This is a genomic window from Kerstersia gyiorum, assembly GCF_004216755.1.
Taxonomy (GTDB): Bacteria; Pseudomonadota; Gammaproteobacteria; order Burkholderiales; family Burkholderiaceae_B; genus Kerstersia; species Kerstersia gyiorum.
Genome location: NZ_SGWZ01000006.1, coordinates 199,109 through 225,508 on the forward strand (window position 1 = coordinate 199,109; position 26,400 = coordinate 225,508).

General features: G+C 62.5%; 17 protein-coding genes. 12 read left to right on the plus strand and 5 right to left on the minus strand.

Annotation, left to right across the window (positions count from 1 at the left end):
• Positions 1-320: 320 nt before the first annotated feature.
• Positions 321-2,132, plus strand: coding sequence for an ATP-binding cassette domain-containing protein (locus tag EV679_RS15835; protein ID WP_130487716.1), 1,812 nt, complete (start codon positions 321-323; stop codon positions 2,130-2,132).
• 347 nt (positions 2,133-2,479) lie between these two features.
• On the opposite strand, the gene pyrC is transcribed toward EV679_RS15835, so the two are convergent.
• Complete coding sequence (pyrC, locus tag EV679_RS15840) at positions 2,480-3,559, minus strand: dihydroorotase (RefSeq protein ID WP_130487717.1); 1,080 nt, start codon at positions 3,557-3,559, stop codon at positions 2,480-2,482.
• A 192-nt stretch (positions 3,560-3,751) separates the two neighbouring features.
• Here pyrC and EV679_RS15845 point away from each other — a divergent pair, with 192 nt between their 5' ends.
• Positions 3,752-4,027, plus strand: a complete 276-nt coding sequence (locus EV679_RS15845; protein WP_068375471.1) for an SWIB/MDM2 domain-containing protein — start codon at positions 3,752-3,754, stop codon at positions 4,025-4,027.
• Positions 4,028-4,241: 214 nt separating this feature from the next.
• Here EV679_RS15845 and EV679_RS15850 read toward each other — a convergent pair whose 3' ends face one another.
• A complete protein-coding gene (locus tag EV679_RS15850) occupies positions 4,242-5,597 on the minus strand; it encodes a D-amino acid dehydrogenase (RefSeq protein WP_165390069.1) in 1,356 nt (451 codons plus the stop codon).
• Between the two features lie 290 nt (positions 5,598-5,887).
• On the opposite strand from EV679_RS15850, the gene EV679_RS15855 reads away from it, so the two are divergent.
• Entirely contained in the window at positions 5,888-6,796 is a 909-nt protein-coding gene (locus EV679_RS15855; RefSeq protein ID WP_165390070.1) for a LysR substrate-binding domain-containing protein, read from the plus strand.
• Positions 6,797-6,817: 21 nt separating this feature from the next.
• Here the strand turns inward: EV679_RS15855 and EV679_RS15860 are convergent, their stop codons facing one another.
• Entirely contained in the window at positions 6,818-7,765 is a 948-nt protein-coding gene (locus EV679_RS15860) for a LysR family transcriptional regulator (RefSeq protein WP_130487720.1), read from the minus strand.
• A gap of 106 nt (positions 7,766-7,871) precedes the next feature.
• On the opposite strand from EV679_RS15860, the gene EV679_RS15865 reads away from it, so the two are divergent.
• The 5 genes from EV679_RS15865 (at position 7,872) to hutG (ending at position 13,561) form a co-directional block, all read left to right on the plus strand.
• Positions 7,872-9,347 carry an N-acyl-D-amino-acid deacylase family protein gene (locus EV679_RS15865; protein WP_130487721.1) on the plus strand — a complete coding sequence of 492 codons (1,476 nt, stop codon included), beginning with the start codon at positions 7,872-7,874 and terminating at the stop codon, positions 9,345-9,347.
• Between the two features lie 136 nt (positions 9,348-9,483).
• Positions 9,484-10,893 carry a GntT/GntP/DsdX family permease gene (locus tag EV679_RS15870; protein WP_068375485.1) on the plus strand — a complete coding sequence of 470 codons (1,410 nt, stop codon included), beginning with the start codon at positions 9,484-9,486 and terminating at the stop codon, positions 10,891-10,893.
• A gap of 18 nt (positions 10,894-10,911) precedes the next feature.
• Positions 10,912-11,760: a serine hydrolase gene (locus tag EV679_RS15875; protein WP_130487722.1), complete on the plus strand. Its 849-nt coding sequence runs from the start codon at positions 10,912-10,914 to the stop codon at positions 11,758-11,760.
• Positions 11,761-11,850: 90 nt separating this feature from the next.
• Positions 11,851-12,672 carry a carbon-nitrogen hydrolase family protein gene (locus EV679_RS15880; RefSeq protein ID WP_130487723.1) on the plus strand — a complete coding sequence of 274 codons (822 nt, stop codon included), beginning with the start codon at positions 11,851-11,853 and terminating at the stop codon, positions 12,670-12,672.
• Between the two features lie 79 nt (positions 12,673-12,751).
• Complete coding sequence (gene hutG / locus EV679_RS15885) at positions 12,752-13,561, plus strand: N-formylglutamate deformylase (RefSeq protein ID WP_130487724.1); 810 nt, start codon at positions 12,752-12,754, stop codon at positions 13,559-13,561.
• 127 nt (positions 13,562-13,688) lie between these two features.
• Here hutG and EV679_RS15890 read toward each other — a convergent pair whose 3' ends face one another.
• Entirely contained in the window at positions 13,689-14,051 is a 363-nt protein-coding gene (locus EV679_RS15890; RefSeq protein WP_068375497.1) for a DUF4870 family protein, read from the minus strand.
• Between the two features lie 458 nt (positions 14,052-14,509).
• Here EV679_RS15890 and EV679_RS15895 point away from each other — a divergent pair, with 458 nt between their 5' ends.
• The 4 genes from EV679_RS15895 to EV679_RS15910 all read left to right on the plus strand — a co-directional run bounded on the left by EV679_RS15895 (position 14,510) and on the right by EV679_RS15910 (position 22,535).
• Positions 14,510-15,040 carry a sigma-70 family RNA polymerase sigma factor gene (locus EV679_RS15895; RefSeq protein ID WP_068375503.1) on the plus strand — a complete coding sequence of 177 codons (531 nt, stop codon included), beginning with the start codon at positions 14,510-14,512 and terminating at the stop codon, positions 15,038-15,040.
• A gap of 9 nt (positions 15,041-15,049) precedes the next feature.
• Complete coding sequence (locus EV679_RS15900; protein ID WP_130487725.1) at positions 15,050-16,027, plus strand: FecR domain-containing protein; 978 nt, start codon at positions 15,050-15,052, stop codon at positions 16,025-16,027.
• A gap of 132 nt (positions 16,028-16,159) precedes the next feature.
• Positions 16,160-19,093 carry a TonB-dependent receptor gene (locus EV679_RS15905; RefSeq protein ID WP_207224948.1) on the plus strand — a complete coding sequence of 978 codons (2,934 nt, stop codon included), beginning with the start codon at positions 16,160-16,162 and terminating at the stop codon, positions 19,091-19,093.
• A gap of 508 nt (positions 19,094-19,601) precedes the next feature.
• Positions 19,602-22,535, plus strand: a complete 2,934-nt coding sequence (locus EV679_RS15910) for a TonB-dependent receptor (protein ID WP_130487727.1) — start codon at positions 19,602-19,604, stop codon at positions 22,533-22,535.
• A 280-nt stretch (positions 22,536-22,815) separates the two neighbouring features.
• Here the strand turns inward: EV679_RS15910 and EV679_RS15920 are convergent, their stop codons facing one another.
• Positions 22,816-25,329 carry a FepA family TonB-dependent siderophore receptor gene (locus EV679_RS15920; RefSeq protein ID WP_165390071.1) on the minus strand — a complete coding sequence of 838 codons (2,514 nt, stop codon included), beginning with the start codon at positions 25,327-25,329 and terminating at the stop codon, positions 22,816-22,818.
• Positions 25,330-26,400: the final 1,071 nt, after the last annotated feature.

Sequence of the window (26,400 nt, forward strand, 5' to 3'; positions counted from 1 at the left end):
CGGCGCCTATTGCCATCAGGATGTATCGCATGCTGTTTTCCCTTGCGTCTGAAACTCATAAGATTTGGCCTGGGCCGCAGGCCGGATAAAGCTGCGCCAACGATCGTGCCAGCGCCAAAAGACCGCACAATGCGCGGCGGGGCCCAAGGATACAACAACACCCATGTTACCAATTCCTACCATGCGCAAGCAGCCCGCAGCCGTGCGGCAATTCGCAGCCTTGCAGCAAGGATTCGCCCCCAACGCCCTTTGCCTGCGACAATAGCAGCCATTCCCGGCGCGGCAGCGCGCCCTGCCATTGAATTCCTGATCGTGTTTCCATGTCCGCTCCCCTGATTTCCCTGTCCCAAGTACACCTGGCCTTTGGTCACCACCCTTTGCTGGACCATGCCGACCTTTCCATCCAGGAAGGCGAGCGCATCGGCCTGATCGGCCGCAACGGCGCCGGCAAATCGTCGCTGCTGAAACTGCTGTCCGGCGTCATCCATGCGGATGACGGCGAACGGCGAGTCCGTTCAGGGCTGCGCATCCGCACCGTGGAGCAGGAACCCGAGATCGACGAAAGCGGCAACATCCATGAAGCCGTCGCCGGCCCGCTGGACCTGGACGCGGAAGACTGGAGCAAACCGGCACGCGTCGATGCGCTGCTGGAGAAGCTGGGGCTTGATGGCAATGCCGCAGCCACGGGCCTGTCCGGCGGTACGCGCAAACGCATCGCGCTGGCGCGCGCCCTGGCTGACGAACCAGACCTGCTGCTGCTCGACGAGCCGACCAACCACCTGGACTTCGACGGCATCAACTGGCTGGAAGAAGCGCTGCGCCAGGCCACCTGCGCCGTGGTCATCATTACCCACGACCGCCGCTTCCTGGACGCCGTCGCCACCCGTATCGTCGAGCTGGACCGCGGCCAGTTGCTGGGTTTTCCCGGCAACTTTTCACAGTGGCAGCAACACAAGGCGCAATGGCTGGAATCCCAGCGCCTGGAAGAAGCCCGCTTCGACAAGCTGCTGGCGCAGGAAGAAGTCTGGATCCGCAAGGGCGTGGAAGCCCGCCGTACCCGCAACGAAGGCCGCGTGCGCCGCCTGGAGCAACTGCGCGTGGAGCGCGCCCAACGCCGCGACCTGCAGGGCAAGGTCAACCTGCAACTGGACCAGGGTGAACGTTCCGGCAAGCTGGTGGCGGAGCTGGAAAGCGTCAGCAAGACTTTCGGCGACCGCACCGTGATCCGCGATTACTCCACTGCCATCATGCGCGGCGACCGCATCGGCATCATCGGGCCCAATGGCGCGGGCAAAACCACGCTGCTGAAAATCATGCTGGGCGAACTCGCCCCGGACAGCGGCACCGTGCGCCTGGGCAGCAAGCTGCAGGTGGCCTATTTCGACCAGATGCGCGCCCAGCTGGATGAAAACGCCACGCTGGCCGATGTCATCAGCCCGGGCAGTGAATGGGTGGAAATCGGCAACGAGCGCAAGCACATCATGAGCTACCTGGGGGACTTCCTGTTTGCCCCCGCGCGCGCCGGCTCGCCCGTTTCCAGCCTGTCCGGCGGCGAACGTGCCCGCCTGCTGCTGGCGCGGCTATTCGCCCGTCCTGCCAATATCCTGGTACTGGACGAACCCACCAACGACCTGGACGTCGAAACGCTGGAACTGCTGGAAAGCCTGCTGCAGGAATACAGCGGCACAGTACTGCTGGTCAGCCACGACCGCGCATTCCTGGATAACGTTGTCACCCAGACCATCGCCAGCGAAGGCAATGGCGTCTGGCGGGATTACGTCGGCGGCTACGAAGACTGGCTGGCCCAGCGGCCCGCCCCCGCCACGACAGGCGCCGCCCGCCCGGCCCCCGCCCGCGAAGAAGCGCCTGCGCGCAAAAAAACCGCTGCCAAGCCGCAAGGCGTCAAAGCCCTCAGCAGCTGGGAGCAACGGGAACTGGATGCGCTGCCGGGCCAGATCAGCGAACTGGAAAACGAGCAGGAATCCCTGACGGAACAACTGGCCGACGGCAGCCTGTACCGCGACCAGCCCTCCGAAGTCGTGCGCATCCAGGCACGACTGGAAGAAATCGAAACCACCATCCTGGAAAAAATGGAGCGCTGGGAACAATTGGAACTGCGCAGCCAGGGCTGAGCCGCCGCAGGGCTGCCCTCGCGCAGCCCTTCCCCCATTGGTGGGCCGCTGCCAGCCTTTCAATTGACCACGTGCCTAAGCGCAAGCCCCGGACTTCAGGCCGGGGTCGAGCGAGACAATATCCATACGGCGCCGCAGGCGCCCCTATATCGTGGCGGAGAAGTTTCGGCCTTTAGGCCGAAGTTCTTCACGCCGAGACCGATGCCGCCCTTCAGGCCTGGCAACGCCTGATTCCCTTGGCGGCAAATGGCGGCTTACTACGGTATGCGACATACGACCTGCGGCATAGGCCAAACCTGGCCGCAATAAAACATGCCAGGCCGAATGAACCTGGCATTTTTCACATATCAATCCTGCTGCACCGTCCAGCCCAGCGACTCGCCACCCGCGAGCGGCACAATTTCCAACCCGCCGCGTTCCAGACGTTCCGGAATGGGCGTTTCCCGGCGCAGCAGCGTCAGGGTGCCGGTATTGCGCGGCAAACCGTAAAAGTCTGCCCCATTGAAACTGGCGAAGGCTTCCAGCTTGTCCAGGCGGCCCATGGCATCGAATGCCGTCGCGTACAGGGCCATGGCATGCAATGCGGTATAGCAACCAGCGCAGCCACAGGCGTGCTCTTTGAGGCCGCGAATATGCGGAGCGCTGTCCGTTCCCAGGAAGAAGCGCGGATTGCCGCTGGTCGCGGCCTCCACCAGCGCCAGGCGATGGGTTTCACGCTTGAGTACCGGCAGGCAGTAGAAATGCGGACGCACCCCGCCCAGGAAAATCGCGTTGCGGTTGTACAGCAGATGCTGCGGCGTGATCGTTGCGCCAATCGGGCCTTCCGCCTGCGACACATACGCCACGGCTTCTTTGGTCGTCAGGTGTTCAAACACCACCCTCAGCTCGGGAAACGCCTTGCGCAGCGGAATCATCACGCGGTCGATGAACACGGCTTCCCGGTCGAACAGGTCAATCGCCGGATCGGTCACTTCACCATGCACCAGCAGCGGCAGGCCATGGCGCTGCAAAGCTTCAAGCGCAGGCGCGCAGCGGCCCAGCAAATCCGTTACGCCGGCATCGGAGTTGGTGGTGGCGCCCGCCGGGTACAGTTTCACCGCTTTGACGAACCCGGACTGCGCCGCGCGGCCGATTTCCTCGGCAGTCGTGTTGTCGGTGAGATACAGCGTCATCAGCGGCTCGAAGCGGCCGCCCATGCCCGCCTGCTCCAGCGCCGCCAGGATGCGTTGCCGATAGGCGCCGGCCTGCTCGGTAGCGACCACCGGCGGACGCAGGTTGGGCATGATGATGGCGCGGCCGAACTGGCTTGCGCTATCGGCCAGCACTGCGCGCAACATCTCGCCGTCGCGCACGTGCAGATGCCAGTCGTCCGGCCTGGTGATGGTCAGGCTGTCAATACCCGAACCACTCGAATTCTTGGAAGTCACTGCAGACACAAACGCCCCCCGGCTGAAAGCATGATGATGGAAAAATCACGGCCGTGCACACCGCCCTGGCCAGTGCCGGTGCTATTGTAAGAGCTTACCGGGTACAGGCATGAACCGTTTTGTCTTTCGGGCCAAGACAAGTTATGCTGCCGCCGCTAAACCTTTTCAACCCATCAAGCAGGAGTGCCCACGATGGCAAAAGCCCCCGCCGCAGCCGAGCGCAAACCCAATGCAGCCTTCATGAAGCCGCTGACCCCCAGCCCTATCCTGGCTGCCGTCATCGGTGCGGATCCGCTGCCGCGCACGGAAGTCACCAAGAAGATCTGGGAATACATCAAGAAACACGACCTGCAAGACGCCGCCAATCGCCGCAATATCAATGCCGACGACAAGCTGCGCCCGCTGTTCGGCAAGGATCAGGTGTCGATGTTCGAACTGACCAAGCTGGTCAACGCCCACCTGAAATAATCAGGCAGCACTACCCGCCAGGGAGGCCCGGCCGGCTGAGTTGTCAGCCTGAGCTGCCTTCCCCGGCCCATGGCCCGGAATGTCCGGGAGCCAGGAAAACGGACGCCGATGCGTCCTTTTTTTCGTTCTGTGCCGACGTGTGCCCGCGTGAAGCAGGCAAACCCGCCCGGCGGTGCGACCTGCGCCGCGCCTGGAACCGGCTGCGGCAGAAGGTTCAGCGACGGTACTGCAGTCCGTCGAGCGCCAGCCCGGGCTTGCGGCCCAGCATGACATCCGCCACCACCCGGGCACTGCCGTGCGCCAGCGTCCAGCCCAGTGCCCCCTGCCCCACGTTGACAAATACGTTCGCTACCGGGGTGGCGCCCAGCACCGGCGTACCCTTGGGTGTCGCCGGACGCAGTCCGGCCCAGGGCTCGCAGGGCGCGTCCGGCGAGGCCGGCAGCCAGGGCGCTGCGGCCGCCTGCACTTCCCGGCGCAACAATGCCACGCGCGCCGGGTCCAGGCGGCTGTCCTGGCCCACGATATCCACCAGCCCGGCCACGCGCAGGCCCCGGCCCGTCAGCGGCGCATAGACCGTTTTTTTGGCCAGATCGGTAATATTCAGGGACGGCATGGCACTGGACTCCGGCAATGTCAGGCTGTAGCCCTTGAGCGGATAAACCGGCAGGTCCAGCCCGATCTGTGCCCCCAGGGGCGCGCTTTGCGCCCCGCAGGCAATGACGAAAGCATCCCCCTCCACCTCGCCTTGCGGCCCGAACACCGCATGAGCGCCCGCCCCCGGGCGGCGACGCCAACCCTCGACCCGAAAGCCATAATGGAAAGTCACGCCCGCCTGTTGCAGCAATTGCTGCAAACCGACGCAGAAAGCATGGCAATCGCCCACTTCCTCGCTGGGCGTCAGCACCCCTCCCACCATGCGCCGCCCCATGCCACAATCAGGGTGAGCCAGGGCCGGCTCGGCGTCCATGCAGGCCTGCGCATCCAGCACCTGCTGTTCACACCCCAGTGGCGCCTGCAGCGCCACCTGGCGGCGTGCTCCTTCCAGGGCCGAGGCATCGGAATAGACCACCAGCTTGCCATTGCGACGATAGGAAAACGACAGGCCTGCGCCCTGGGGAGTTTCCAGAAATGCATGCATGAGGTCACGGCTGTAGAACGCCAGGCGCAGCAGGCGCTCGGTGGTCAGCTGGCTTTGCCGCGCATTGCAGGCGGCGGCGAACTGCATCAGCCAGCGCCACTGGCGCCAATCGGCGCGCGGTCGCCAGCGCAGCGGCGAGGCCGGATTGAACAACCAGGTCACGGCTTGCCCCAGCACGCCCGGCCCGGCGAGCGGCGCCACATAGCTATAGGATAGTTGCGCGCCATTGCCATGACTGGCACCCAGGGCGGGCGCCTGGGCCTGGTCCAGCACCGTCACCTCCAGGCCTTCCTGGCGCAGATACCACGCCGTCAACAAGCCTGTAATGCCCGAGCCCAGCACCACCGCGTGGCGCAAACCGGGCTGGATTCCCGTTCCTTGATGTTCCGATGAGGCCTGCCGGCCTTGTGTACTGACTGACGCCACCTTCATTCCCCTAGCCGTGGTATTGCCTGATGCTCCGCCAGCGCGCCAACCGCCGCTGCGGCACCTGTTGCCTGACGCCTGCGCCTGCCGCTTCCGTGTCGGGAAGCGGCCTGGCGAGATCGCTGCATTTTCAAGACTATTCCCTGACAGTCTTGGCAGACCTCGAAAAAATACAGGCATGCAAAGTTTCCGTCACCGCGCCACCTGCTGTCCAACAAAATAAAAGTACCCCCCTTTGCATTTTTTCGATACCCTTGCCGCATCCCTGTGCTGCCCGCCCCTGGCCCCGGAGTCTCATGAAACATCCTACGCAGCGCCTGCTGCCTGCGACCGTCAACCTCAATACGTTTGAAGTCATTGCCCGGCGCGGCAGCATTACCGCAGCGGCACAGGATCTGGGACTGACCCAGAGCGCCGTCAGCCGCCAGCTGACCGACCTGGAAAATTTCGTTGGCGCCGCCCTGTGCCTGCGTACCCCGACCGGGCTGGTGCTGACGGAAGCCGGCGCCAGCTACCTGCGACGCATCCGCTATCTGCTGGATGAACTGGAGTCTGCGTCGATTGCCGTCGCCACCCGATCTGTGCCCGATACCGTCATCCGGATTTCCGTCCCGACGACGTTCGGCACGCTGTGGGCCATGCCCCGGCTCAGCCAATTCGCGCTCGCCCACCCGGCGATCCAACTGGATGTGGTCACCCATGTCGGGCCCATCTCGGTTCGAGATTCGGTGCTGGACGCTGCCATCGTACATTGCGAGGGCCCGGAACCCGGCTGTGTCGGCGACATGCTGGCCCCCCTGATTTCCTGGCCCATGGCTGCCCCGGCGCTATGTCCCCAGGCGCCGCTCGCCCCCGAACGAATGGCCGGGCTGCCGCTCCTGCACCTGACATCGGCGCCCAACGCCTGGCCAGCCTATCTGCGCCAACTCGGACAACGCATCGAAGTCCCCGCACCCGGCGCGCACTACAGCCTGCTGACGCTCTCCATTACCGCGACCGAAGCCGGTCTGGGCGCTGCGCTGCTGCCCGAATACGTCGCCGGGGACGCCCTGCGCGCCGGCCGGCTGGTGCGTCTGCACGATGAGCCCTTCGCGTCACCAAGGGACTATTTTTTCATTTCAACGGAAGAACGTGCGCATAGTCCGGCCATCCAGGCCTTGCGCCAATGGCTGACTGCCGCCACGACTTCCGACGCGCAGGCTTAAGCCCCGTCATCCGCCGCCGGCCTATGACGGCAAGCGGCAACCTACCGGCAAGGCGGCCCGGCGCACCTGTTTCCGGATGGCATCGGCCAAGGCCTGGGCGGCGGGTGTCGGCGCGTGCTCTTCATGAAACATCAGGCACAGCAAGCGCACCACCGTCGGTTCGCGCAGCAAGGCATAGGTAAGGCCCGGCGCCATCACACGCTTGGCGGCCAGCGCCGGCAGCACGGCAATGGCCAGCCCGCTTTGCACGATGGCAGCCTGCGAAGTCGTGCTGGACGCCTCGTAAAACGGCGCAGCCGCCTCGATGGGCAGATCTGCGCGCGACTGCAGCAGGGCCATGATGCCGGTTTCATCCACCACCCCCACCAGTTTGCGCCCAACCAGATCCTCCCAGGCCACCGTACCGGCGTCGTCTGGCCGGATATCCGCGTCGTCGCTGCGGTACAGCACGCCGAAGGTGTCCTCCAGCAGGGGTTCGCAATCCAGTCCGTGCACATCGGCCCAGCGGCTGGTCAGCCCGAAATCCACGTCGCCCGCCACCACCTGGCGCTGGATGCGTCCGGAGTTGTCATCACGCAGATAAAGACGGATGCCCGGATAGCGCACCGCGAATGTCGCTGCCGCCGGCGCTATCAGTTCGGTGATCGCCGAGGGTGCGGCCGCGACGCCGACCCGTCCGCGTTCCAGCGCGCCATAGCGCACCACATCCTCGATGGCACCATCGAAATCGGCCAGCAGGCGCGTCACGCGCGGCAGAAACTCCTGCCCGACCTGAGTCAGCGCCACGCGCCGGCTGGTGCGCGAGAACAATTGGGTTCCCAGCGCCGATTCCAGCTGCCGGATCAGGCCGGTCACCGAGGACTGGGTCTGGAACAGGCGATGCGCCGCATGCGTGAAACTCGCCTCCTGGGCGACGGCGACAAAAGCATTGAGGTGCTTCAGCGTGATGTGCTTGGGCAGTCGATTCATAACAAATCCTGATCAATGCATTAACTAAAAGGATTTTTCAGATGGATGCTGGCTTTGGATAATAAAGCCAGCCCATTCCGTTCAGGAAGGGCGTCAGGAGGAAGACATGCAGAACAACACCCGGGAATTCGATCTGAAGATCACGGACGGCTGGCTTATCGACGGCACCGGCGCCGAACGCCGCCGTGCCGACATCGGTATTCTGGACGGCCGCGTCGCCGCCCTCGGCGATCTGGGCCAGGCGCCAGCCCGCCAGACGCTCAGCGCTGGCGGCCATATCGTCGCGCCCGGCTTCATCGACACTCATGGCCACGATGATCTCATGTTCGTGGAAAAGCCGCAGCTGGACTGGAAAACCAGCCAAGGCATCACAACCGTGGTCGTCGGCAACTGTGGCGTCAGCGCCTCGCCCGCCCCCATGCCGGGCAACACCGCCGCCGCACTGGCGCTGCTGGGTGAATCCCCGCTGTTCCCGGACATGCATACCTACCTGCAGGCCCTGCGCGGCCTGCACCCAATGATCAACGTAGCCGCGCTGGTCGGCCACGCCAACCTGCGCCTGGCCGTCATGCAGGACCCGATGGCCACGCCGACCGAGGCGGAACAACAGGCCATGGAGACCCTGCTGCGCGAATCGCTGCAGGCCGGCGCCGTCGGTTTCAGCACCGGCCTGGCCTATGAACCGGGCAGCGTCTCGAAACTGGAAGAACTCGACGGCCTGGCGCACATTGCAGCCGCCGCCGGCTCGCTGCACACCAGCCACATCCGCAACGAAGGCGATGACGTCGAGGCCGCCGTCGACGAAGTACTGGGCATCAGCCGCCGCACCGGCTGCGCCACGCTGGTATCGCACCACAAATGCATGCTCAAGGCCAACTGGGGCCGCAGCCAGTACACCCTGGCCAACATCGACCTGGCCCGCACGCAGGGGCTGGATGTTGCGCTCGACATCTACCCCTATCCTGGCAGCTCCACCATCCTGATCCCGGAACGCGCCGACCTGATCGACGATATCCGCATCACCTGGTCCACGCCGCACCCTGAATGCAGCGGCAAGTACCTGTCGGACATCGCCTGGGAATGGGGCTGTGACCGCGAAACCGCCGCCCGCCGCCTGCTGCCTGCCGGCGCCATCTATTTCGCCATGGACGAAGACGAGGTGCAGCGCATCTTCCGCCACCCCTGCTGCATGGTGGGCTCCGACGGCCTGCCCAGTGACGAACGTCCGCACCCGCGCCTGTGGGGCAGCTTCACACGCATCCTCGGCCGCTACGTGCGCGAATGCCAGCTGATGCCGCTGGAACAGGCCGTGGCACGCATGACGGCGCTGCCCGCATCCGTTTTCGGCCTGCGCGACCGTGGCACGCTGCGCGAAGGTGCCTGGGCCGACATCGTGATCTTCGATCCCGAAACCGTCGAGGACCGCGCGACCTGGGAAAATCCGACCCAACCTTCCGTCGGCGTGGACGCGGTACTGGTGAACGGGACTCAGGTATTTCCCAAACTTGAAGGCGTGCAACGACCCGGGCAAGTCCTTCAGCGAGAATTTCCAGCCATGTCCGGCAATGCCGGCGAGGCCTGAAACAACCCGGATGAGCGCAAGCCCGCACCGGCATACAACAACAGCGGCCAACCACCAACCAGGACAGCATGGCCGCAACAGCGGGTCCGACACTTTCCGATCACGGCGGACTCAAAGGTAATAGGAAGGAGACATCATGACGCTCACGCAAAAAATGCCCCAGGGCAAGCGCAACGCCGCCATCGCGGTGTTTCTGGTCGGCCTCGCCATTGCGCTCTACACTCATTTCGTCATCCCCGGCGAGACTTCGCTGTGGGGCCTGACGCCCGTCGTGGTCTTTGCGGTCATCGCCCTGCTGGGCGTGGACATCGTTCTCTCGACGATCGCCGCCATCGTACTCGGTGCCATCATGACCGGCACCACGCCCATCGCCATGGGCAAGCTGCTGGCTGACTCGCTGGGTTCCTTCATTGCGGTGGTCGGCCTGATCATCGTGCTGGGCGCCGGCGTCGGCGAAGTCGCAGCCCGTACCGGCGCGGCCGAGCAGCTGGTACGTGCCATCGTGAAGCGCATCGGCCTGTCCAACCAGCGGCGCGTACGCCTGGGCATCATGATCACCTCGACGCTGATCTGTGGCGCCCTGGGCACGCTGGCAGGCGGCAACGCCATCATCGCCGCCGTGGTCATCCCCATCGCCGCTGCGGTCCGCCTGTCTCCGCCCGCCGTGGCCGCCCTGTTCCAGACCGCCGGCTCCGCCGGACTGGTGCTCGGTCCCTTCACGCCCAATGTCGTGACCGTCACCGGCCTGACGGGCCTGACCTATGTCGAGTACCTGACGGTGGCCGGCATTCCCATGGCCATCGCCACGCTGCTGACCGGCTGGTTCATGTCCGGCCGTATCCAGAAGATCACCGAACCGCACTTCCAGTACGAAGAAGCCGCGCTCGGCCAGGCTGCGCTGAACCTCTCGCGCCCGGCCGCCCCCAGCGCCGTACGCGCTGCCTGGGCCTTCTGCCTGACCATCATCCTGTTGGCCATTGTCGGCATCAGCGCCAAGGCCGGCTTTGCCTTCGCGATCATCGTGATGGTTTCGCTGGGCGCCACCACCGGCCTGGCCGGCGGCATGCAACCGCGTGAAATCCTCCAGGCCATGTATGCCGGCTCGGGCAAGCTGATCTGGATATTCTTCCTGTTCTGGCTGTTCAACCCGGTGCTGGTGCTGGTCGACAAGCTCAATGCCTACCACGCCCTGCTGGACGTCGTGCAACCCTACCTGGTCGGTGTCAGCGGCGCCGTGCTGTGCATCATCATCGTGGCCTTCAACGTCGTGGGACACATTCCCGGCGCCGCCGTCGCGCAGATGACATTCACCGCCAAGATATTCGGGCCGGTACTGGCCGCCGCCGGCGTCGGCCCTGCCGCCACCACGGCAGTGATCCTCGGCAGCTCGCAGATCGACTGGTTCGGTCCCTTCCCGTCGTCGGACATGTTCGGGCAGATGGGACTGGCACGCTCGACCCAGCTGAAGTACATGCTCTATAACGGCTGGGCAGTCATGGGCGTGAACCTGCTGATGTTCTGCGGTCTGTTCTTCATCCTGGTCTAACGCAAAAGAGGCAACGGCATGTTCGAATTGGGTCATCCACCCGCCGATATCGCCGGCCTGCGCAGCAGGCTGGCCCAAGGCCTGGCTCCCATCCTGGCCGGCACCCAGGCACGCGTCACCATGGCCGTGCATGCCCTGGACGGCACGCCGCTGTTCGAGCGCGAGGCCGGGACGGCCATGCCGTCGGCCAGCCTGATCAAGATACCCATCCTGATGCTGCTGCTCGAGCAGGTGGCAGCCGGCCGCTGGCCGCTGGACCACATGCTGTCGCTGGAGCACACCGAGCGCGTGGGCGGCACGGGCATACTCAACCAATTGCCCAGCGTGCGCAGCCTGCAACTGGAAGAGCTGGGCCGCCTGATGATCGTGCTGAGTGACAATGTCGCCACCAACGCGCTGATCGACTGGCTCGGCCTGGACGATGTCACGCAATGGTGCCAACGTGCCGGATTGCCGCAAACCCGCCTGGAACGCCGCATGATGGACGCCCAGGCGCGCGCAGCCGGCCGCGACAACTGGACCAGCGCCGCCGATGCCTGTGCCGCACTGCTCTGGCTGCTGCGCAACGGCAGCCTGCCCGCGCCGCTGCGTCAGCTCGGCCTGCAAATGCTGGCCGACCAGCGTGAGCAATCGCACTTCGGCGCCGCGCTGCCTGCGCACGCCAAGCTGGCCAACAAAACCGGCCAGCTGCACGGGCTGCGCCACGATGCCGGCATCCTGTCGGCTGGCGGCCAGAGTGTCGTTCTGGCTGTGCTGGCCGATGGTTTCACCGACCCGCGTACCAGCATGACCCTGTATGGCGGCGATGGCGCCGCCCTGCTGGCGCAACTCGCCCGGGCCGTCGCCCTGGCCCTGTCTGCGTCCTGATCCCGGCGCGGCAACGCTGGCTCAAGCTGGCGTCCGGCCCGTCCCGATGCGCCCCGGCAACCGGGGTGGCATCCCCCAAGGAGAAACACCATGACCACACGCGTGGCACTGATCCAGCTCGACAGCGGCAACGACCGCGCCGCCAATCTGGCGGAAATCGAGCACTGGGTCCTGGCTGCGGCCCAGGATGGCGCCCAGCTCATCATCACCCCCGAATACAGCGATGTACGTGGCGACGCCGCGCTGCTGCAACAACAGGCATCCCCGGTTCCCGGCGTCGTGACCGAACACATGGCATCCCTGGCACGCCGCACCGGCTGCTGGATCCAGCTTGGCTCCATGCACGAGCGGCTGGCGGACGACCCGCGCCTGGGCAACACCAGCCTGGTATTCAACCCGGACGGGCAGATTGCTGCCAGCTATCGCAAAACGCATCTGTACGATGCCGTGGTCAATGGCATGCCCTACCTGGAATCCGACGATTTCGCCCCCGGCGCCGCCCTCACCACCGTCGAAGCAGCCGGACTGCAGCTCGGCCTGAGTATCTGCTACGACATCCGCTTTGCCGAGCTGTTCCGTGCGCTGCGTTCCCGTGGCGCCAATGTTCTGGTCGTTCCGGCCGCCTTCAATGTCCATACCGGCAGGGATCACTGGGAAGTATTGCTGCGCGCCCGCGCCATCGAAAACCAGTGCTATGTGCTGGCCGCCGCGCAGATCGGCGGCCCCGGCCCGGCCCTGCCCTGCCTGGGCCGCAGCATGATCATCGACCCTTGGGGCACCGTACTGGCCTGCATGCCCGACCAGCCCGGCTATATTTGCGCCGACCTGGACCCGACGCGCGTCACCATGCTGCGCGACAAGCTGCCAGCCTGGTCGCACCGCCGTGGCGACCTGTATCCCACCAGCCCCTGAGCCGCACGCCAGACGCTGCCCGTATTCCCCTGTTTTCACACCCGCGCCCTGCGCGGGCGCTCCTGCCAGGAGAGCCCTCATGACCGAAGCCAGTCCCGCCGTCTATACCTTTCATCAGGGAACGGCCCCCCTGCTGATTTCCATGCCGCACGCCGGCACCTACGTGCCGCCTGAGCTTGCCGCCCGCTTCACCGAGGAAGCCCGGCAAGTCCCGGATACCGATTGGCATATGCCCCGCCTGTATGCTTTTGCCCGGGAAATGGGCGCATCCATCCTGTGCGCGAACTACTCGCGCTACGTCGTGGACCAGAACCGTCCGCCAGACGGCGCCAGCCTCTACCCCGGCCAGAGCGTCACCGGCCTGTGTCCGGTGGATACCTTCTACGACACACCCATTTATGCCGCGGGCGACGTGCCAGACGCAGCAGAAATCGCGGCGCGCCGTGTCGCCCTCTGGCAGCCCTATCATGATTGCCTGCGCCAGGAACTGGATCGCCTGCGCAGCCTGCACGGCCGTGTCGTGCTCTGGGATGCCCACTCCATCCGCTCTGTCGTTCCCCGTTTCTTCGAAGGCAAACTGCCGGACCTGAACCTCGGCACGGCAGACGGAAAAAGCTGCGACCCGGCGCTGGCCGGGAAACTGCTCGCCGTGGCCAGCAGCGACACACGCTACACCAGCGTACTCAATGGCCGCTTCAAGGGCGGCCACATCACCCGTCACTACGGCGCCCCCGAGGCCGGCATCCACGCGGTGCAGCTGGAAATGGCGCAATGCTGCTATATGGAAGAAGCCCTGCCCTTCGCTTATCTGGAAGAGCGGGCCCGGGAAATCCAGCCGCTGCTGCGCCGCATGCTCGACAGCGCCCTGGCATACGCCCGCCAGGCTTGAACCCGGCTCCGCACCCGCCAGCCTGTACCGCAGGCCGGCATGCATAAAAAATGCGCCCGATCCAGAAACCGGATCGGGCGCATTTTCTTCGGACAACCGGCGGGAACCGGCGCCGGAACACGGAGAATTACTCGTAATCGACGGGCGAACGGCCTTCGACCAGTGCCAGCCAGCCGCGGATGACGCGGTACAGCGCCCAGACGATGGTAGCGAATACGCCCAGCCAGCCGATATAGATCAGCGTGGCCAGGAAGCTGACAGCCAGCGCCAGCACGCTCCACCAGAACGTGGCCAGCAGCCAGGCAGCATGACCATCGAAATAGGTAGCGGCAAAATCCTGGCGCTTGACGTACAGCAGGATCACACCAGCGACCGCAGCCAGGCCCAGAAAGCCCGCACTGATCAGCGACACGGCAAACAGGCCATAGACGATGTGCATAACGGTCTGCAGGCTCAATTCGGGCGAGCCGGATTGCGGCAGGTTGCTCATGTTGATCGACTCCTTATCAAAACAGCGGATATCTTACCGCGTTGTCTGTAATAACGTGTTGCAGCGCCGCGCCATCCTGCGCCAGCGCCGCTTGCGCGCACCGGCATTTTCCTGCTCGTTTTCCATTACGGCGCGAACCTGCCACCCCTGTCTGGCGGCAACCGCCCACGCCAGCGAAGCGTACCCGAACGCATGGCTGCGCCAACCCCGGATGTTGCAGGATTTCCACGGCCAGCCAGAATAAACGGGAATGAGAGTTATAATCATCAAAGAATTCTGCTCCGGCTACCGATCCGGGTTGCCGCCAGCTGGCCTCCGTCTGCCGTGCAGCCAGCCCGCCATCCCCAGGATCGCAGCCGCGCCTGTCGGGCAATGTGCACACCTGAAAAGGCCCGCTGCCCCCCATGCACCGGTCGCCATGCAACCGTCTTCACTGCAACACGTCTCGCTGAAAGGCCATGCCCTCTTCCGCCCTTACGCCATCGGCCGATATCGCCACGCTATACGCTGACCATCACAGCTGGCTGCGCAACTGGATTGCCAGCAAGCTGCAGCATTCCGGCCGCGAAGTGGCGGAAGACCTGGCGCATGATACCTTCGTCAGCCTGATCAGCAGCCGCAACCGCGCCCCTGAACCCGACGAGTTGCTCAAGCCTCGCGCCTACCTGGCCACCGTCGCCAAGGGCGTGGTGGTCAGTTGGATACGCCGCCAGTCGCTGGAACGTGCCTGGCTGGAAACACTGGCCACGCTGCCCGAACCGCAACACCCCTCCCCTGAGCACCAGCATGTCATCGTCGAAACGCTGGCCGAGATCGACGCCATGCTCGACACCCTGAAGCCGCGCGCCAAGCAGGCGTTCCTCATGGCAACGGTGGACGGCATGAAACAGGCGGATATCGCCACGGCACTGGGCATCAGCATTCCGACCGTCAAGAGCTATATGCACAAGGCGTACCTGCTGTGCCTGAGCCAGATGCCCGACGACTGAGCCGGCAGCATGGCCAATACACCGGATACACGCATAGACCCCGGCATCCTCAACGAGGCGGCGCACTGGCTGCTGCGCATCCAGGAAGGCCATCTGGATGCGGAACAACAGGCCAGCTTTGCCCGCTGGCATGGCCAGAGCAGCGAACACCAGCGGGCCTGGCGGCGTGCCGAACGGCTGCTGGACAAAATGGGCAGCATGCCAGCAGGCCTGGCTGCGCCCACGCTGCGGCGCGCTAACAACATCGGCGGCGCCAGCCGCCGCGCGCTGCTGCGCAGCGTCGCCGCCATCCTGGCCCTGGCACCTGCCGGATGGCTGGCCTGGCAGGCCCGCCCCTGGTTCGAACGCCTGAATGCCGATTACGTCGCCGGCATCGGCGAACAACTGGACGCCACGCTGGACGACGGCACGCGGATCTCACTCAATACCGACACGGTGCTCGACGTGCTCTACACCGTCGAACAACGCCTGCTGACGCTCAAGCGCGGCGAGATATACATCAGCACGGCACCGGATACGCAACAGCCGCCCAGACCATTCCGGGTGCACACCGACCACGGCAGCATGCAGGCGTTGGGAACGCGCTTCGTCGTGCGTCAACACGAAGACCATACGCTGCTGGCCGTCTATGAAGGCGCAGTGCGTATCACCCCCGCCGATGCCGGGCCGGGCGTGGCCGTCACCTTGCAAGCGGGGCAGCAGGCTGGCTTCACGCGCCAGCACGTCGGGCCGCTGACAGACACCAGCGAAGCCGCGTCGGCATGGCGCAACGGCCTGCTGATGGCCGATGCCATGAGCCTGCCACAGTGGGTTGCAGAACTCTCCCGCTACAGCCAGGACACCATCGAATACGCACCGGGCCTGCGCCAATTGCAATTGTCCGGCGCCTTCCCGGTGCACGACATCGAACTGGCCTTGCAGATGCTGGCCCAGACCTACCAATTGAACGTCCGCCGCAACGGACGACGGGTCTATATCGGCCGTTGAGGCCGCCTGCTGCAGCCCGCCATCCGGCCCGAAAATATCCTTTTTCATTCCTCATGCGACAAGGAGAGTGAAAGACCAGCGTGTCGCGCAGCGCTGGACCTGACTCCGCCCTGTTCTCAAGGAATGATCGAGATGTCCCGTCCCCCTGTTGCCCCCCGGCCAAGCCTGCGCCTGTCACCCATCGTGCTGGCAGGACGGCTGGTGCTTTTCGGCGTGTCCACCACCGCCGCCGCTGCCCTGCTTTTGGGCCCCGACACGGCACATGCCCAGGCCGCGCCTGACTCTGCTCCCCTCGCAGATACCAACGTGCGCCAGTACAACATCCCGGCCGGCCCGCTGGGCCGATCGCTGGCGCAATTCGCCACGCAATCCGGCCTGCTGCTGTCTTTCGACCCGGCCATGACCCGCGGCCTGCAGGCTCCGGCTCTTCAGGGAGGGCATACCACCGGCGCCGGGTTGCAGATCCTGCTGGCGGGCAGCGGACTGGAAATCATCCGACGGCCCGACAGCAGTTACACGCTGCGCCAGAAGAAAAATCCAGGCAAGGTGGCCGAACTGCAGGAAGTCACGGTCGTGGGCAGTATCAGCCCTGCCGAAGAGGTCTACACCGCGCCACGTTCTTCCGTTTATATCTCGAGCGCTGAAATCGAGCGCTACGTCCCCATCTCGACCAGTGACCTGTTCAAGGGCGTGCCCGGCGTGCAGGTGGGCGACTCCCGCAACGGCGGCGCGCTGGACATCAACATACGCGGTATCCAGGGGCAAAGCCGGATCGCCGTCACCGTCGACGGCGCCCAACAGGCGCTGGACGTCTACCGCGGCTACGCCGGCACCCAACAACGCAGCTATATCGACCCGGACCTGCTCAGCAGCATCACGATCAACAAGGGCCCCAGTCTCTCGGCCAGCGCAGGCGGCAACGCCATCGGCGGATCGGTGGAAATGCGCACCATAGGCGTGGACGATATCCTCCTGCCCGGCCAATCCGTCGGCGTGCGCCTGATGGGCAACCTCTGGAATAACGGCCAGAAGCCGGCGTACCGCCCGGAAAGCGTGGACAGCGCCAGCGATCTCTCGACAGAACCACACGACAAACATGGCGACCTGTTTGGCTCCCATGCGCAATCCGGCAGCCTGGCCTTCGCAATCGCCGGAGAAAAAATCGACTTTCTGGCAGCCGTTGCCAAGCGTGAACAAGGCAACTATTTCGCCGGCAAGCACGGTCATGACGCCTATCGAAGCTGGGACGAATATGGCCGCGAGGAAGAAACCGTCGCCAAGGTCTATCAGCCAGGCGAAGAAGTCCTGAACTCCTCGGCCGAGACCCGGTCTGTCCTGCTGAAAACCACGATCCGGCCTGCCCCCGGACATACACTGGAACTGGGCTACCGCAACTACGACGGACGCCAGGGCGAAATCATGCCGTCGGACATCTTCCGCTTCGGAACAGCCAATATTTACCAGTATCCGCAGGGCCGCATGCGCATAGATACGGCCACGCTGCGCTACGACTTATCGCCTGCCGACAATCCGCTGATCAACCTGAAAGCCAATCTGTGGGCCACGGATGCCCGCAGCAGCCAGCTCAACGCCGTCACCGTTCCCAGCAGCGAATTTTTCGTCACTGACCGTGGCTGGGTGAGGCAGAACAACCGGCGCATTGGGGGTGACCTCAGCAACCGCTCGGAATTCGGCAGCGCCATCGGCAACTTTGCCGTCGATATCGGCGGCTCGTTCCAGATTGAAGAACTGGGCCCGCAATCCCGGGTCGTGACCACGCAACACGATATCAATGCGAACCGGCAACTGCGCGATGCTCACCGCCGCCAAATGGATCTCACCGGGAAAATCGAGTACCGACCAATCGACCAGCTGAAAATATGGGCCGGCCTGCGCTTCAGCCAGTACCACACCCGTGACCGCAACGTCATTGCCACAGGAGTACGGGAAACCCGCCTGGTACGCAATATCGTGGTGTCCAAACCCGGCATGTGGGGCAACATGTGGTGGGAGGCCGACGCCAACGGTGAATTCACCGATGCGACCGACCCCCGCCTGCATAACGGCATCGTCTGGGAAGACTCCAACCATCCCTTCAATGGCATCCCTTACAACGAAGCCTCGCAAGACGCCACCGTCACGGTCTACGACCCGCGCGAAGTCGCCATCGTCACCGGCTACACCTATTCCCAACCGCAGGAAGACAGCGGCCATGGCTACGCTCCGTCCGTTGGTGCCGAATACGAATTCGCCCCGAACTCCATCGCATATGTCTCCTACACACAGGGGCTGCGCCTGCCCTCCCTCTTCGAAAGCAGCCTGGGCACCTTGCAGGTCCACCCCGGCCAGGCGCTCAAGCCGGAGCGCTCACGTAGCTGGGAAATCGGCTTGAGCACGCTGCAGCACGGCGTCCTGAGCCAGCGCGACATGCTGGCAGCCAAGCTGGCCTATTTCGATACCAACATCAAAAACTACATCACGCGCTACTACGACCCCACCACATGGGGGCTGATGACCTTCACCAACACTGACCGCTACAAAGTCAACGGCCTGGAATTCCAGTCGCAATACGACACCGGTACATTTTTCATGGACCTGTCCGGCACCCGCTACTTCCATGCACAAACTTGCGATGCCGCCTTTGCCGGTCATTTGCGCAGCAACGCCAATGAATACATGCCGACGGAAAACACGCCTGACTGCACCCCGGGCAGCTTCATGGGGTCCTTCTCCAACACGCAGAACCCGCCAAAGTACGCCATCAACCTCACGCTGGGCACGCGCCTGCTGGACGAACGGCTGACCGTAGGTGGCCGCATGGTGTTCACCGCCGGCCCGACCGAAATCCTGGACAAGCCCTGGCAAGTCGGCGCCACGACGCCCCAATTGCTGTACCGCCCCGTCAAAGTGTTCGACGCCTTCCTGAGCTACCAATTCCATAAACAGGCGTCGCTCAATGTTTCCCTGCAGAACATCACCAACCGTTATTACCTTGACCCGCTGGCGCAAAGCTATATGCCTGCACCCGGCCGCACCCTTAATGTCGGCCTGAAAGTGCAGATGTAGGGCCTGCCACCGCCAACCGCCTCAATCGGCCCGGCACGACCAAGATGCCGGGCCGACGCGGGCAAGACCGCACATTCCTCCCGACAAAAGAAACAAAATGTAAAACTCCAGGGAAAAATATACTTTCCTGCGCGTCGTTCGACATAGGTAATGAAAGCCGGCAAGGAAACTGCCGGCTATCGGCTCTGTCACGGGTTCCCCCCGGATTCCAACATTACCGGAAGCTTGCCCATCATGTCCTGCGTCGCTCTGCTGAAGCTGCGCCGCGCGTACCAGCCACGCGTGTCGCCCACCTGCCTTGCCCTTGCTGCCTGTGCGAACGCCGGACCCGTTGGGCCGGCAGTGCATTCAGCGATTTCTTTTTCCTTGAAGCAGAAATCATTCCCATATTGAAAAAATATCCGACATTGGCCGTACCATGCCCGCATCCAGACAGACCGGTTTACCTGATGCCCGCATCGACCCTTGAGGATATCTCCCGCCACCCAGCGGAAACCATTTGCTCAGCATGAAGCCACAACCCGCCCTTTCTGCCCCTGGCCGCCTGCACCCTGGTGCCGCAGCCGTCCGCCAACTCATGTTCGGCCTGATCATCGGCACCGCGCTGATGCCCGGGCTCGTCCCGACCGCCCAGGCCCAGGCCGTGGGCAGTGCAGCGCTGGATGGCAGCACCCTGATCGACTACCGCCTGCCCGCCATGCCCTTGAGCCGCTCGCTGGCGGAATTCGCAGCTCAATCCGGCATTCTGCTGTCCTTCGATCCCGCGCTGGCAAGCCAGCGGCAGGCGCCTGCGCTGCAAGGCACTTATACGGCGCGCGAAGGCATGAACCGCCTCCTGTCCAACAGCGGCCTGGAACTGGTATCCCGCCCGGATGGCAGCTACACCCTGCAGAAAATCGCAGGCCCGGTCGCCACCCTGCCCAACGTCACCGTGGAAGGCACAGCGCCCGACAGCGCGGAGCGCGCGGTCTACACCGAGCCGCGCTCCTCGGTCTATCTTTCCGAGCAGCAATTGCGCCGTTTCGTGCCGCTGTCCCCCGGCGACATGCTCAAAGGCGTTCCTGGCGTGCAGGTCGGCGACAGCCGTAACGGCGGCGGGCTGGACGTGAACATCCGTGGCATCCAGGGCCAAAGCCGCGTCGCCATTACCGTCGATGGCGCCCAGCAGGCGCTGGACGTCTACCGTGGCTATGCTGGCACCCAGCAGCGCAGCTACATCGACCCGGATCTCATCAGCAACGTCACCATCGACAAGGGCCCGGGGCTGTCGGCCGCCACCGGCGGCAATGCCATCGGCGGTACGGTGGCCATGCGCACCATCGGTGTCAACGACATCATCCCCGCCGGGCAAAGCGTCGGGGTGCGGATCACCGGTGAAATGTGGAACAACGGCAACAAACCGGCACACCGCTCGCGCGACGGCTCCAACTACAACAGCTCGTCCGATCTGTACAGCGAACCGGAAAGCAAGCACGGCAACCTGTTCGGGTCGAATGCACAGGCAGGCAGCATCGCCTTCGGCTACACCAGCGAAAAGGTGGACCTGGTCGCCGCCTACGCACACCGCACGCAAGGCAACTATTTCTCCGGCAAGCATGGCTTCGACCGCTATGTCGAATATGAATCATCGGGCCGCGAAAAAAACACCGTCGCCAAGATGTACAAGCCCGGCGAAGAAGTCCTTAACTCGTCGGTGGAAACGGAGTCCGTGCTGGTCAAAACCACGATCAGGCCCGCCGCCGGCCATGCACTGGAACTGAGCTATCGGCGCTACAACGGCCGCCAGGGTGAAGTCATGCCTTCGGACATCATCCGCAGCGGCACTGCCGGCATCTATCAATACCCCACCGGCAAAACGGAAATCGACACCACCTCGCTGCGCTACAACTTCAATCCGGCCGACAATCCCTGGATCGACCTGAAGTCCAACCTGTGGTTCGTCGGCGCACGCACGTCGCAGATCAACGGCGTGATGGCCCCCAGAAGCGAAATGTACGTGGGCGACCGCGGCTGGGTGCGCCTGAACAACCGCCGCATCGGCATGGATCTGAGCAACCGCTCGGAGTTCAGCAGCAACATCGGCGACTTCGCCTTCGAACTGGGCGGCTCCTTCCAGGCAGAAAACCTCAGCCCGCAAGCCGGCGTCACCATTACTGAAGACGACCGCAACGCCAATCGCATCCTGCGCGACGGCAAGCGGCAGGAAATCAACCTGACCGGCAAGCTGGAATACAAACCGACCGACCGCCTGACGCTCTGGACCGGCGTGCGGTTCAGCAAGTTCAAGTCGCGTGACCGCAATACCTACGCGACGGCAGTCCGCGAAGACCGCGAAAAGAAATCCGTCATGGTCTTCGCCAACGGCAAGCTGGGCTACATGGATTGGTACCCGGACGAAAACGGCGAATACACCGACGCCACCGATCCCTTGAAAAACAATGGCTTCGTGTACTCCGACTCCAACCACCCGGAAGTCGGCGTCAACCTGGATGAATTCGGCGAACCCAGCTACGTCGCCGCCTCCAATCCCATGGTGATCTCCACGGTCGTGGGCTACAGCCACAGCGAACCGCTGTCGTCACACGATCACGGCATCGCGCCCGCATTCGGTATCAGCTACGAGCTGGCACCGGATACGCAGGTCTATGCCTCGTACTCTACCGGCATCCGCCTGCCCTCACTGTTCGAAACCTCATTGGGCACACTGCAGGTATCACCGGTGCAGAACCTCAAGCCGGAACGCTCGCGCAACCTGGAGCTGGGCTTCAGCACCATCCATAGCGGCGTGTTGTCCTCGGCCGACCTCGCTGCCTTCAAGTTCGCGTACTTCCGCAACGATGTCAAAAACTACATCACGCGCTATTACGATCCTACCCTCAATGGCTCGATGACGTTCTCCAACGCCGACAGCTATCAAGCCAGCGGACTGGAACTGCAATCCCAATATGACAATGGCCGGATCTTCACGGATCTGTCTGCCACGCACTACCTGAAAACGCGCACCTGCGACGCGGCCTTCGCCGCCAACCTGCGCGCCAAGGCAGACCGCTACATGCCGACAGAAAACACGCCGGACTGCACGCCGGGCAGCTTCATGGGCTCATATACCAACACCCAGAACCCGCCGAAGTATGCCGTCAACCTGACCGTTGGCACCCGTTGGCTGGACCAGCGCCTGACGGTTGGCAGCCGCATGACCTTCACCTCGGGCCCGACGGAAAAAATGGAAGAGCCCTGGCAACAAGGCGACACCACGCCCCAGCTGATCTACCACCCCGTCACCCTGGTTGATGCGTTCCTGAGCTATCAGTTCCACAAAATGGCCGCCGTCAACGTCTCGCTGCAGAACATCACCAACCGTTATTACCTGGATCCGCTGGCACAAAGCATGATGCCCGCCCCAGGCCGCACCCTGCGCGTCGGATTGCAAGTGCAGATGTAAAGACTACAGCACTGCCTCCGCGCAGTGCTGCCTCTCCACATCGACTTCCAATCACAAAAACCCGGTTTCCACGAATGGCGGAACCGGGTTTTTCACATCTGGCATCAGCCTGGCTGCCCCCTGCAATTTGCAGGCCATGGGCATCCAGGCGTTACTCTCGAAGCAGTACAGCAGGCCAGGGGTGCCGTGGCCACCGGCCACGGCGGTTCTGAAACATACGGTGCAATGTATTTAACCTGCCGCTTCCACACGAGATATCGGATGGAAGCTGACCATCAGCTTAGAACGACACCGTCGTGGTCAGGTAGTACGCCCGGCCAGGTTCGTTATAGGTATAGGCACCGCCACTGACGCCGTTGGAACGACGCTTGATGACCTTATCAAACAAATTGCTGATCCCCACACCAATGCGGAGGTTCTTGTTTACGTCATACAGCGTGTTCAGTCCGATCACTGCGTACGGGCTCACACTGTCCAGTGCCGCCCCTTCCGCATCGGCGCCACGAGCCGTCAAAGTACGAGGCTTCTGAGTGCCGTACCAGCTCATTGTCAGCTGAGCGGACAGCTGTTCCACTGGACGCCACAGCAAGGTACTGTTAAGCGTATATTTGGGAATAATGCTCAATGGCTGATCGGTTTCCCGATCCTTGTTATCCAGCATCCAAGTGAAATTGTTGAGCAGGCTTAAAGTGTGCCCACTCTCTCCGAGCAACGGAATATTCAGGTTACCTTCCAAGCCTTGAACCAAGGCCTTACCCGAATTGTGCCACTGGTAGTATTTGTACGTGCCGACATCAACCGTACCCTGTGTGTACATGTCTGCAGTAATTTTGTTCTTGTAATCATTGCGGAAATAACTGACGCTTGCATCCCACCCCTGGTGATTGTCCCACTGCACGCCGATTTCCTTGTTGACACTGATTTCCGGCTTCAGGTCAGGATTCCCCTGGATGTAGCAAGGGCCACTCACGTTAATTGGGCAACCATTGCCACGCGTGGTATACCAGTAATTTTCATTGCTCTGATACAAATTAGGTGCTTTATATGCGCGAGCAATACCGCCCTTCAAACTGAAATCAGAGCTTAACTGATAGGTTGCATTCAGACTTGGGCTCCAATTGCTGCCAAATTGATTGTGATGATCGAGCCGCACACCTGGCGTGACAATCAAATCGTCAGTAATTTCAATGTTATCTTCCAGATAAAAAGCGACACTGCTCGCCGTCGACTTTGGATCAGTGCCTTGTGTAACGCCGCTAGGCGGTGCTTGCAACAAGGTATTCGGATCTTTCAAGCTCTCATGACGATACTCGATCCCCGTTGTCAGTACCTGTGACAAGCCGCCCAGCGTAAACGGTGTGTAGAGTTCACCATTTGCATAAAGATTCTTGAGATTGGATTCCAGATATGACAGGGGAGACGCACAACTACCTTCCGGGCCACCGGCAGAATTTTTGCGGCAATCCAAATTGCGCGTGTCTTCGTACTGAAGAATGACGCGGGAATTTCCTAGCTTTCCCCAATCGCCCCGGTGAGTCAAAGCTGCTGTCTGGCGATAGGTGCGGCGTACTTCTGCGCCATCATTGGCCAATTGCTCGATCAGTTCCTCATCGCTGACATTCACAGGATACTCACCGGTATAAGCGTTGCCCTGGCGGCTGAAACCAAGATCCAGTTCGACCACATGGTCGGGATTGATATCCAGACGCAGCAAACCGTTTATATCTCGATTGCGTACCCCTTCGCGACCTGCTGCGTTACCGCTGACAACTTCATCTGCATTGATATCTGGCGAATCAGCATTGGTCTTGGCTGCATTGCCATAGAAACGAAACGACAGTTTGTCGTTCAAGGGCCCAGACAAATTGAAACCGATTCTGCGCGCATTGCCCTCATCGCCATTTTCCGGTTGATTGTAGTAGCCGGTCAGCGAGCCGGAAATTTTGTCCGTGGGGGGCTTGGTAATGATGTTGACCACCCCACCAGCAGCGCCAGAGCCATAGCGCGCAGCGGCCGGCCCACGAATGACCTCAATACGTTCTACTTGATCGGCCGGCACCCAGTTGGTATCACCTCTTGTATCGCGTTCGCCGGAACGGCGCATTTGCGCGGCTTCCCGGGACCTGACCGGTTTGCCATCAATAAGCACCAATGTGTTTTCGGGACCCATGCCACGGATATCTATCTGGCGCTGATTACCATACGCCCCGCTAGAGCTCGCGCCGGTCAGGTTAACGCCGGGAACCGTACGAATAATTTCGGACAGATCAGTTGCAGGCGGGCGGATCTGGAGGTCTTCCGCAGTGATTATGGAAACACTCAACTGTTGTTTAAGCTCTTCCTCTGCGGTACCTAAAACCCGGACCGCCTCTAGCTCACGAGTCGCAACCGGCTCATGGGCGATGCGTACACCGCCAGCAGCAGTCAAAGCGAAGAGACCATGGGGCTGCAGAGCCTGACTAAACGCCTGGGGTGGTGTGAAGCTTCCCCTCAGGCCCGGACTGGGCACGTCCAGCGAGACGCCAGGCTCCAAGTCGACGGACCGGCCTGTCTGCTGACTGATGTGATTCAAAACCTCGGCCAAAGAGCCGGCAGGCACATCAAAACGTTGCATCTGCTCAGTTGGTGCCTGTGCGTACGCCACCGCCGCCCCGAAGCATAGGACCGCAGCACCAGTGACATGCGCTGCCAGCGAGAAAGGCGCGACGACTGCACGATGCCTCATTTGCGCGACCATGCGCCGAAGATCGAACTTCCTGCCACATTTATTGGATAGCGATGCTGGACTCGTCATTCCGGATATCCTATTTGATTGATACAAACGTATCGGACGGGTTAGATAGCGGAGGCATGGCAATCGCCATTGAGGCATGCCATGGCCCTATGCCAGTCAGCTTGCAAGCCGTTTTTCCCAACACCAGGAGCAAAGTACGCAAGCAGCGTCTGGCCTCTTAATTTACAAATGCAAATCGTTTTCGATTTTATTTTGTAAATTAAGAAACCTCAACAGCTTGAGAAATTGCAGTATTTTCTTTAGATAAGAGCATCACCCCTCACATCACCAAGGTACATCCACGAACATCTGGCATTCGTCACTGTTCCTGACACCGTCATCGCACCGCGACGACAGCGATATCTCCCATGGTTCTCCACAATTTCGTGGCGGTTTCACCACCAAGCCAGCATCGTCTTTTTCAACGTACAGCGACCTGGCAAAGACCTGTGCGAGCACCATAAAGTGAAAGTGGCGGGCATGAATGTGGCCGAGATACCTCGGATCAAGGAATTAACGTCGGAGAACGAGCGCCTCAAGTGGCTGGTGGATTAGCCATTACCGGTCATTGACGGGTGGAAGGCACTCAATCAAAAGCAGGCGGTCCCCGGCGCGGCGATGCGAAACGTTCGATGCGCTGATCCGGTGGGGGTTATCACACCGCAAGGCATGCTGCTACCTGGGCCGGAGGAGTCGACGGGTGTCGACCTAAACAAGCAAGCAGCCAGAGAAAGACCGCAAGCGATGGGAGCGCTAGATTGCCTTGCCCCAGGAGGGGCCGCGCTTTGGCTATCACCACACTGCGGCCTGGTTATCAGTGGATGCCCCGGAAAACCGTAAGTGACATGCTTGCGCCATGCTGCCGATAGCCTACCTCCGTGATTGACAGGAAATAGAGCTGACACGAGCATTTCAGAAAAACAGGCGCCGGCAGCAATGCACCAGATAACGCCGCGACAGGTTCTACCACCACCTTCAACAGGGCTTCCGGGGATCACATGGTGCTGGCTTTGCTACCGGAAGACGAAGGCCATGGCCTGGGTCGTTTGCTGCTGAGTCAGGTCGTGGAGGCCTTGCGGCACCTGGGCAGGC

What these genes read in the sequence shown, in the direction of transcription:
- EV679_RS15835 (WP_130487716.1), top strand. Translation starts at nt 321, where the DNA reads ATGTCCGCTCCCCTGATTTCCCTGTCCCAAGTACACCTGGCCTTTGGT.
- EV679_RS15845 (WP_068375471.1), top strand. Translation starts at nt 3,752, where the DNA reads ATGGCAAAAGCCCCCGCCGCAGCCGAGCGCAAACCCAATGCAGCCTTC.
- EV679_RS15850 (WP_165390069.1), bottom strand. Translation starts at nt 5,597, where the DNA reads ATGAAGGTGGCGTCAGTCAGTACACAAGGCCGGCAGGCCTCATCGGAA.
- EV679_RS15855 (WP_165390070.1), top strand. Translation starts at nt 5,888, where the DNA reads ATGAAACATCCTACGCAGCGCCTGCTGCCTGCGACCGTCAACCTCAAT.
- EV679_RS15860 (WP_130487720.1), bottom strand. Translation starts at nt 7,765, where the DNA reads ATGAATCGACTGCCCAAGCACATCACGCTGAAGCACCTCAATGCTTTT.
- EV679_RS15865 (WP_130487721.1), top strand. Translation starts at nt 7,872, where the DNA reads ATGCAGAACAACACCCGGGAATTCGATCTGAAGATCACGGACGGCTGG.
- EV679_RS15870 (WP_068375485.1), top strand. Translation starts at nt 9,484, where the DNA reads ATGACGCTCACGCAAAAAATGCCCCAGGGCAAGCGCAACGCCGCCATC.
- EV679_RS15875 (WP_130487722.1), top strand. Translation starts at nt 10,912, where the DNA reads ATGTTCGAATTGGGTCATCCACCCGCCGATATCGCCGGCCTGCGCAGC.
- EV679_RS15880 (WP_130487723.1), top strand. Translation starts at nt 11,851, where the DNA reads ATGACCACACGCGTGGCACTGATCCAGCTCGACAGCGGCAACGACCGC.
- hutG (WP_130487724.1), top strand. Translation starts at nt 12,752, where the DNA reads ATGACCGAAGCCAGTCCCGCCGTCTATACCTTTCATCAGGGAACGGCC.
- EV679_RS15890 (WP_068375497.1), bottom strand. Translation starts at nt 14,051, where the DNA reads ATGAGCAACCTGCCGCAATCCGGCTCGCCCGAATTGAGCCTGCAGACC.
- EV679_RS15895 (WP_068375503.1), top strand. Translation starts at nt 14,510, where the DNA reads ATGCCCTCTTCCGCCCTTACGCCATCGGCCGATATCGCCACGCTATAC.
- EV679_RS15900 (WP_130487725.1), top strand. Translation starts at nt 15,050, where the DNA reads ATGGCCAATACACCGGATACACGCATAGACCCCGGCATCCTCAACGAG.
- EV679_RS15905 (WP_207224948.1), top strand. Translation starts at nt 16,160, where the DNA reads ATGTCCCGTCCCCCTGTTGCCCCCCGGCCAAGCCTGCGCCTGTCACCC.
- EV679_RS15910 (WP_130487727.1), top strand. Translation starts at nt 19,602, where the DNA reads ATGAAGCCACAACCCGCCCTTTCTGCCCCTGGCCGCCTGCACCCTGGT.
- EV679_RS15920 (WP_165390071.1), bottom strand. Translation starts at nt 25,329, where the DNA reads ATGACGAGTCCAGCATCGCTATCCAATAAATGTGGCAGGAAGTTCGAT.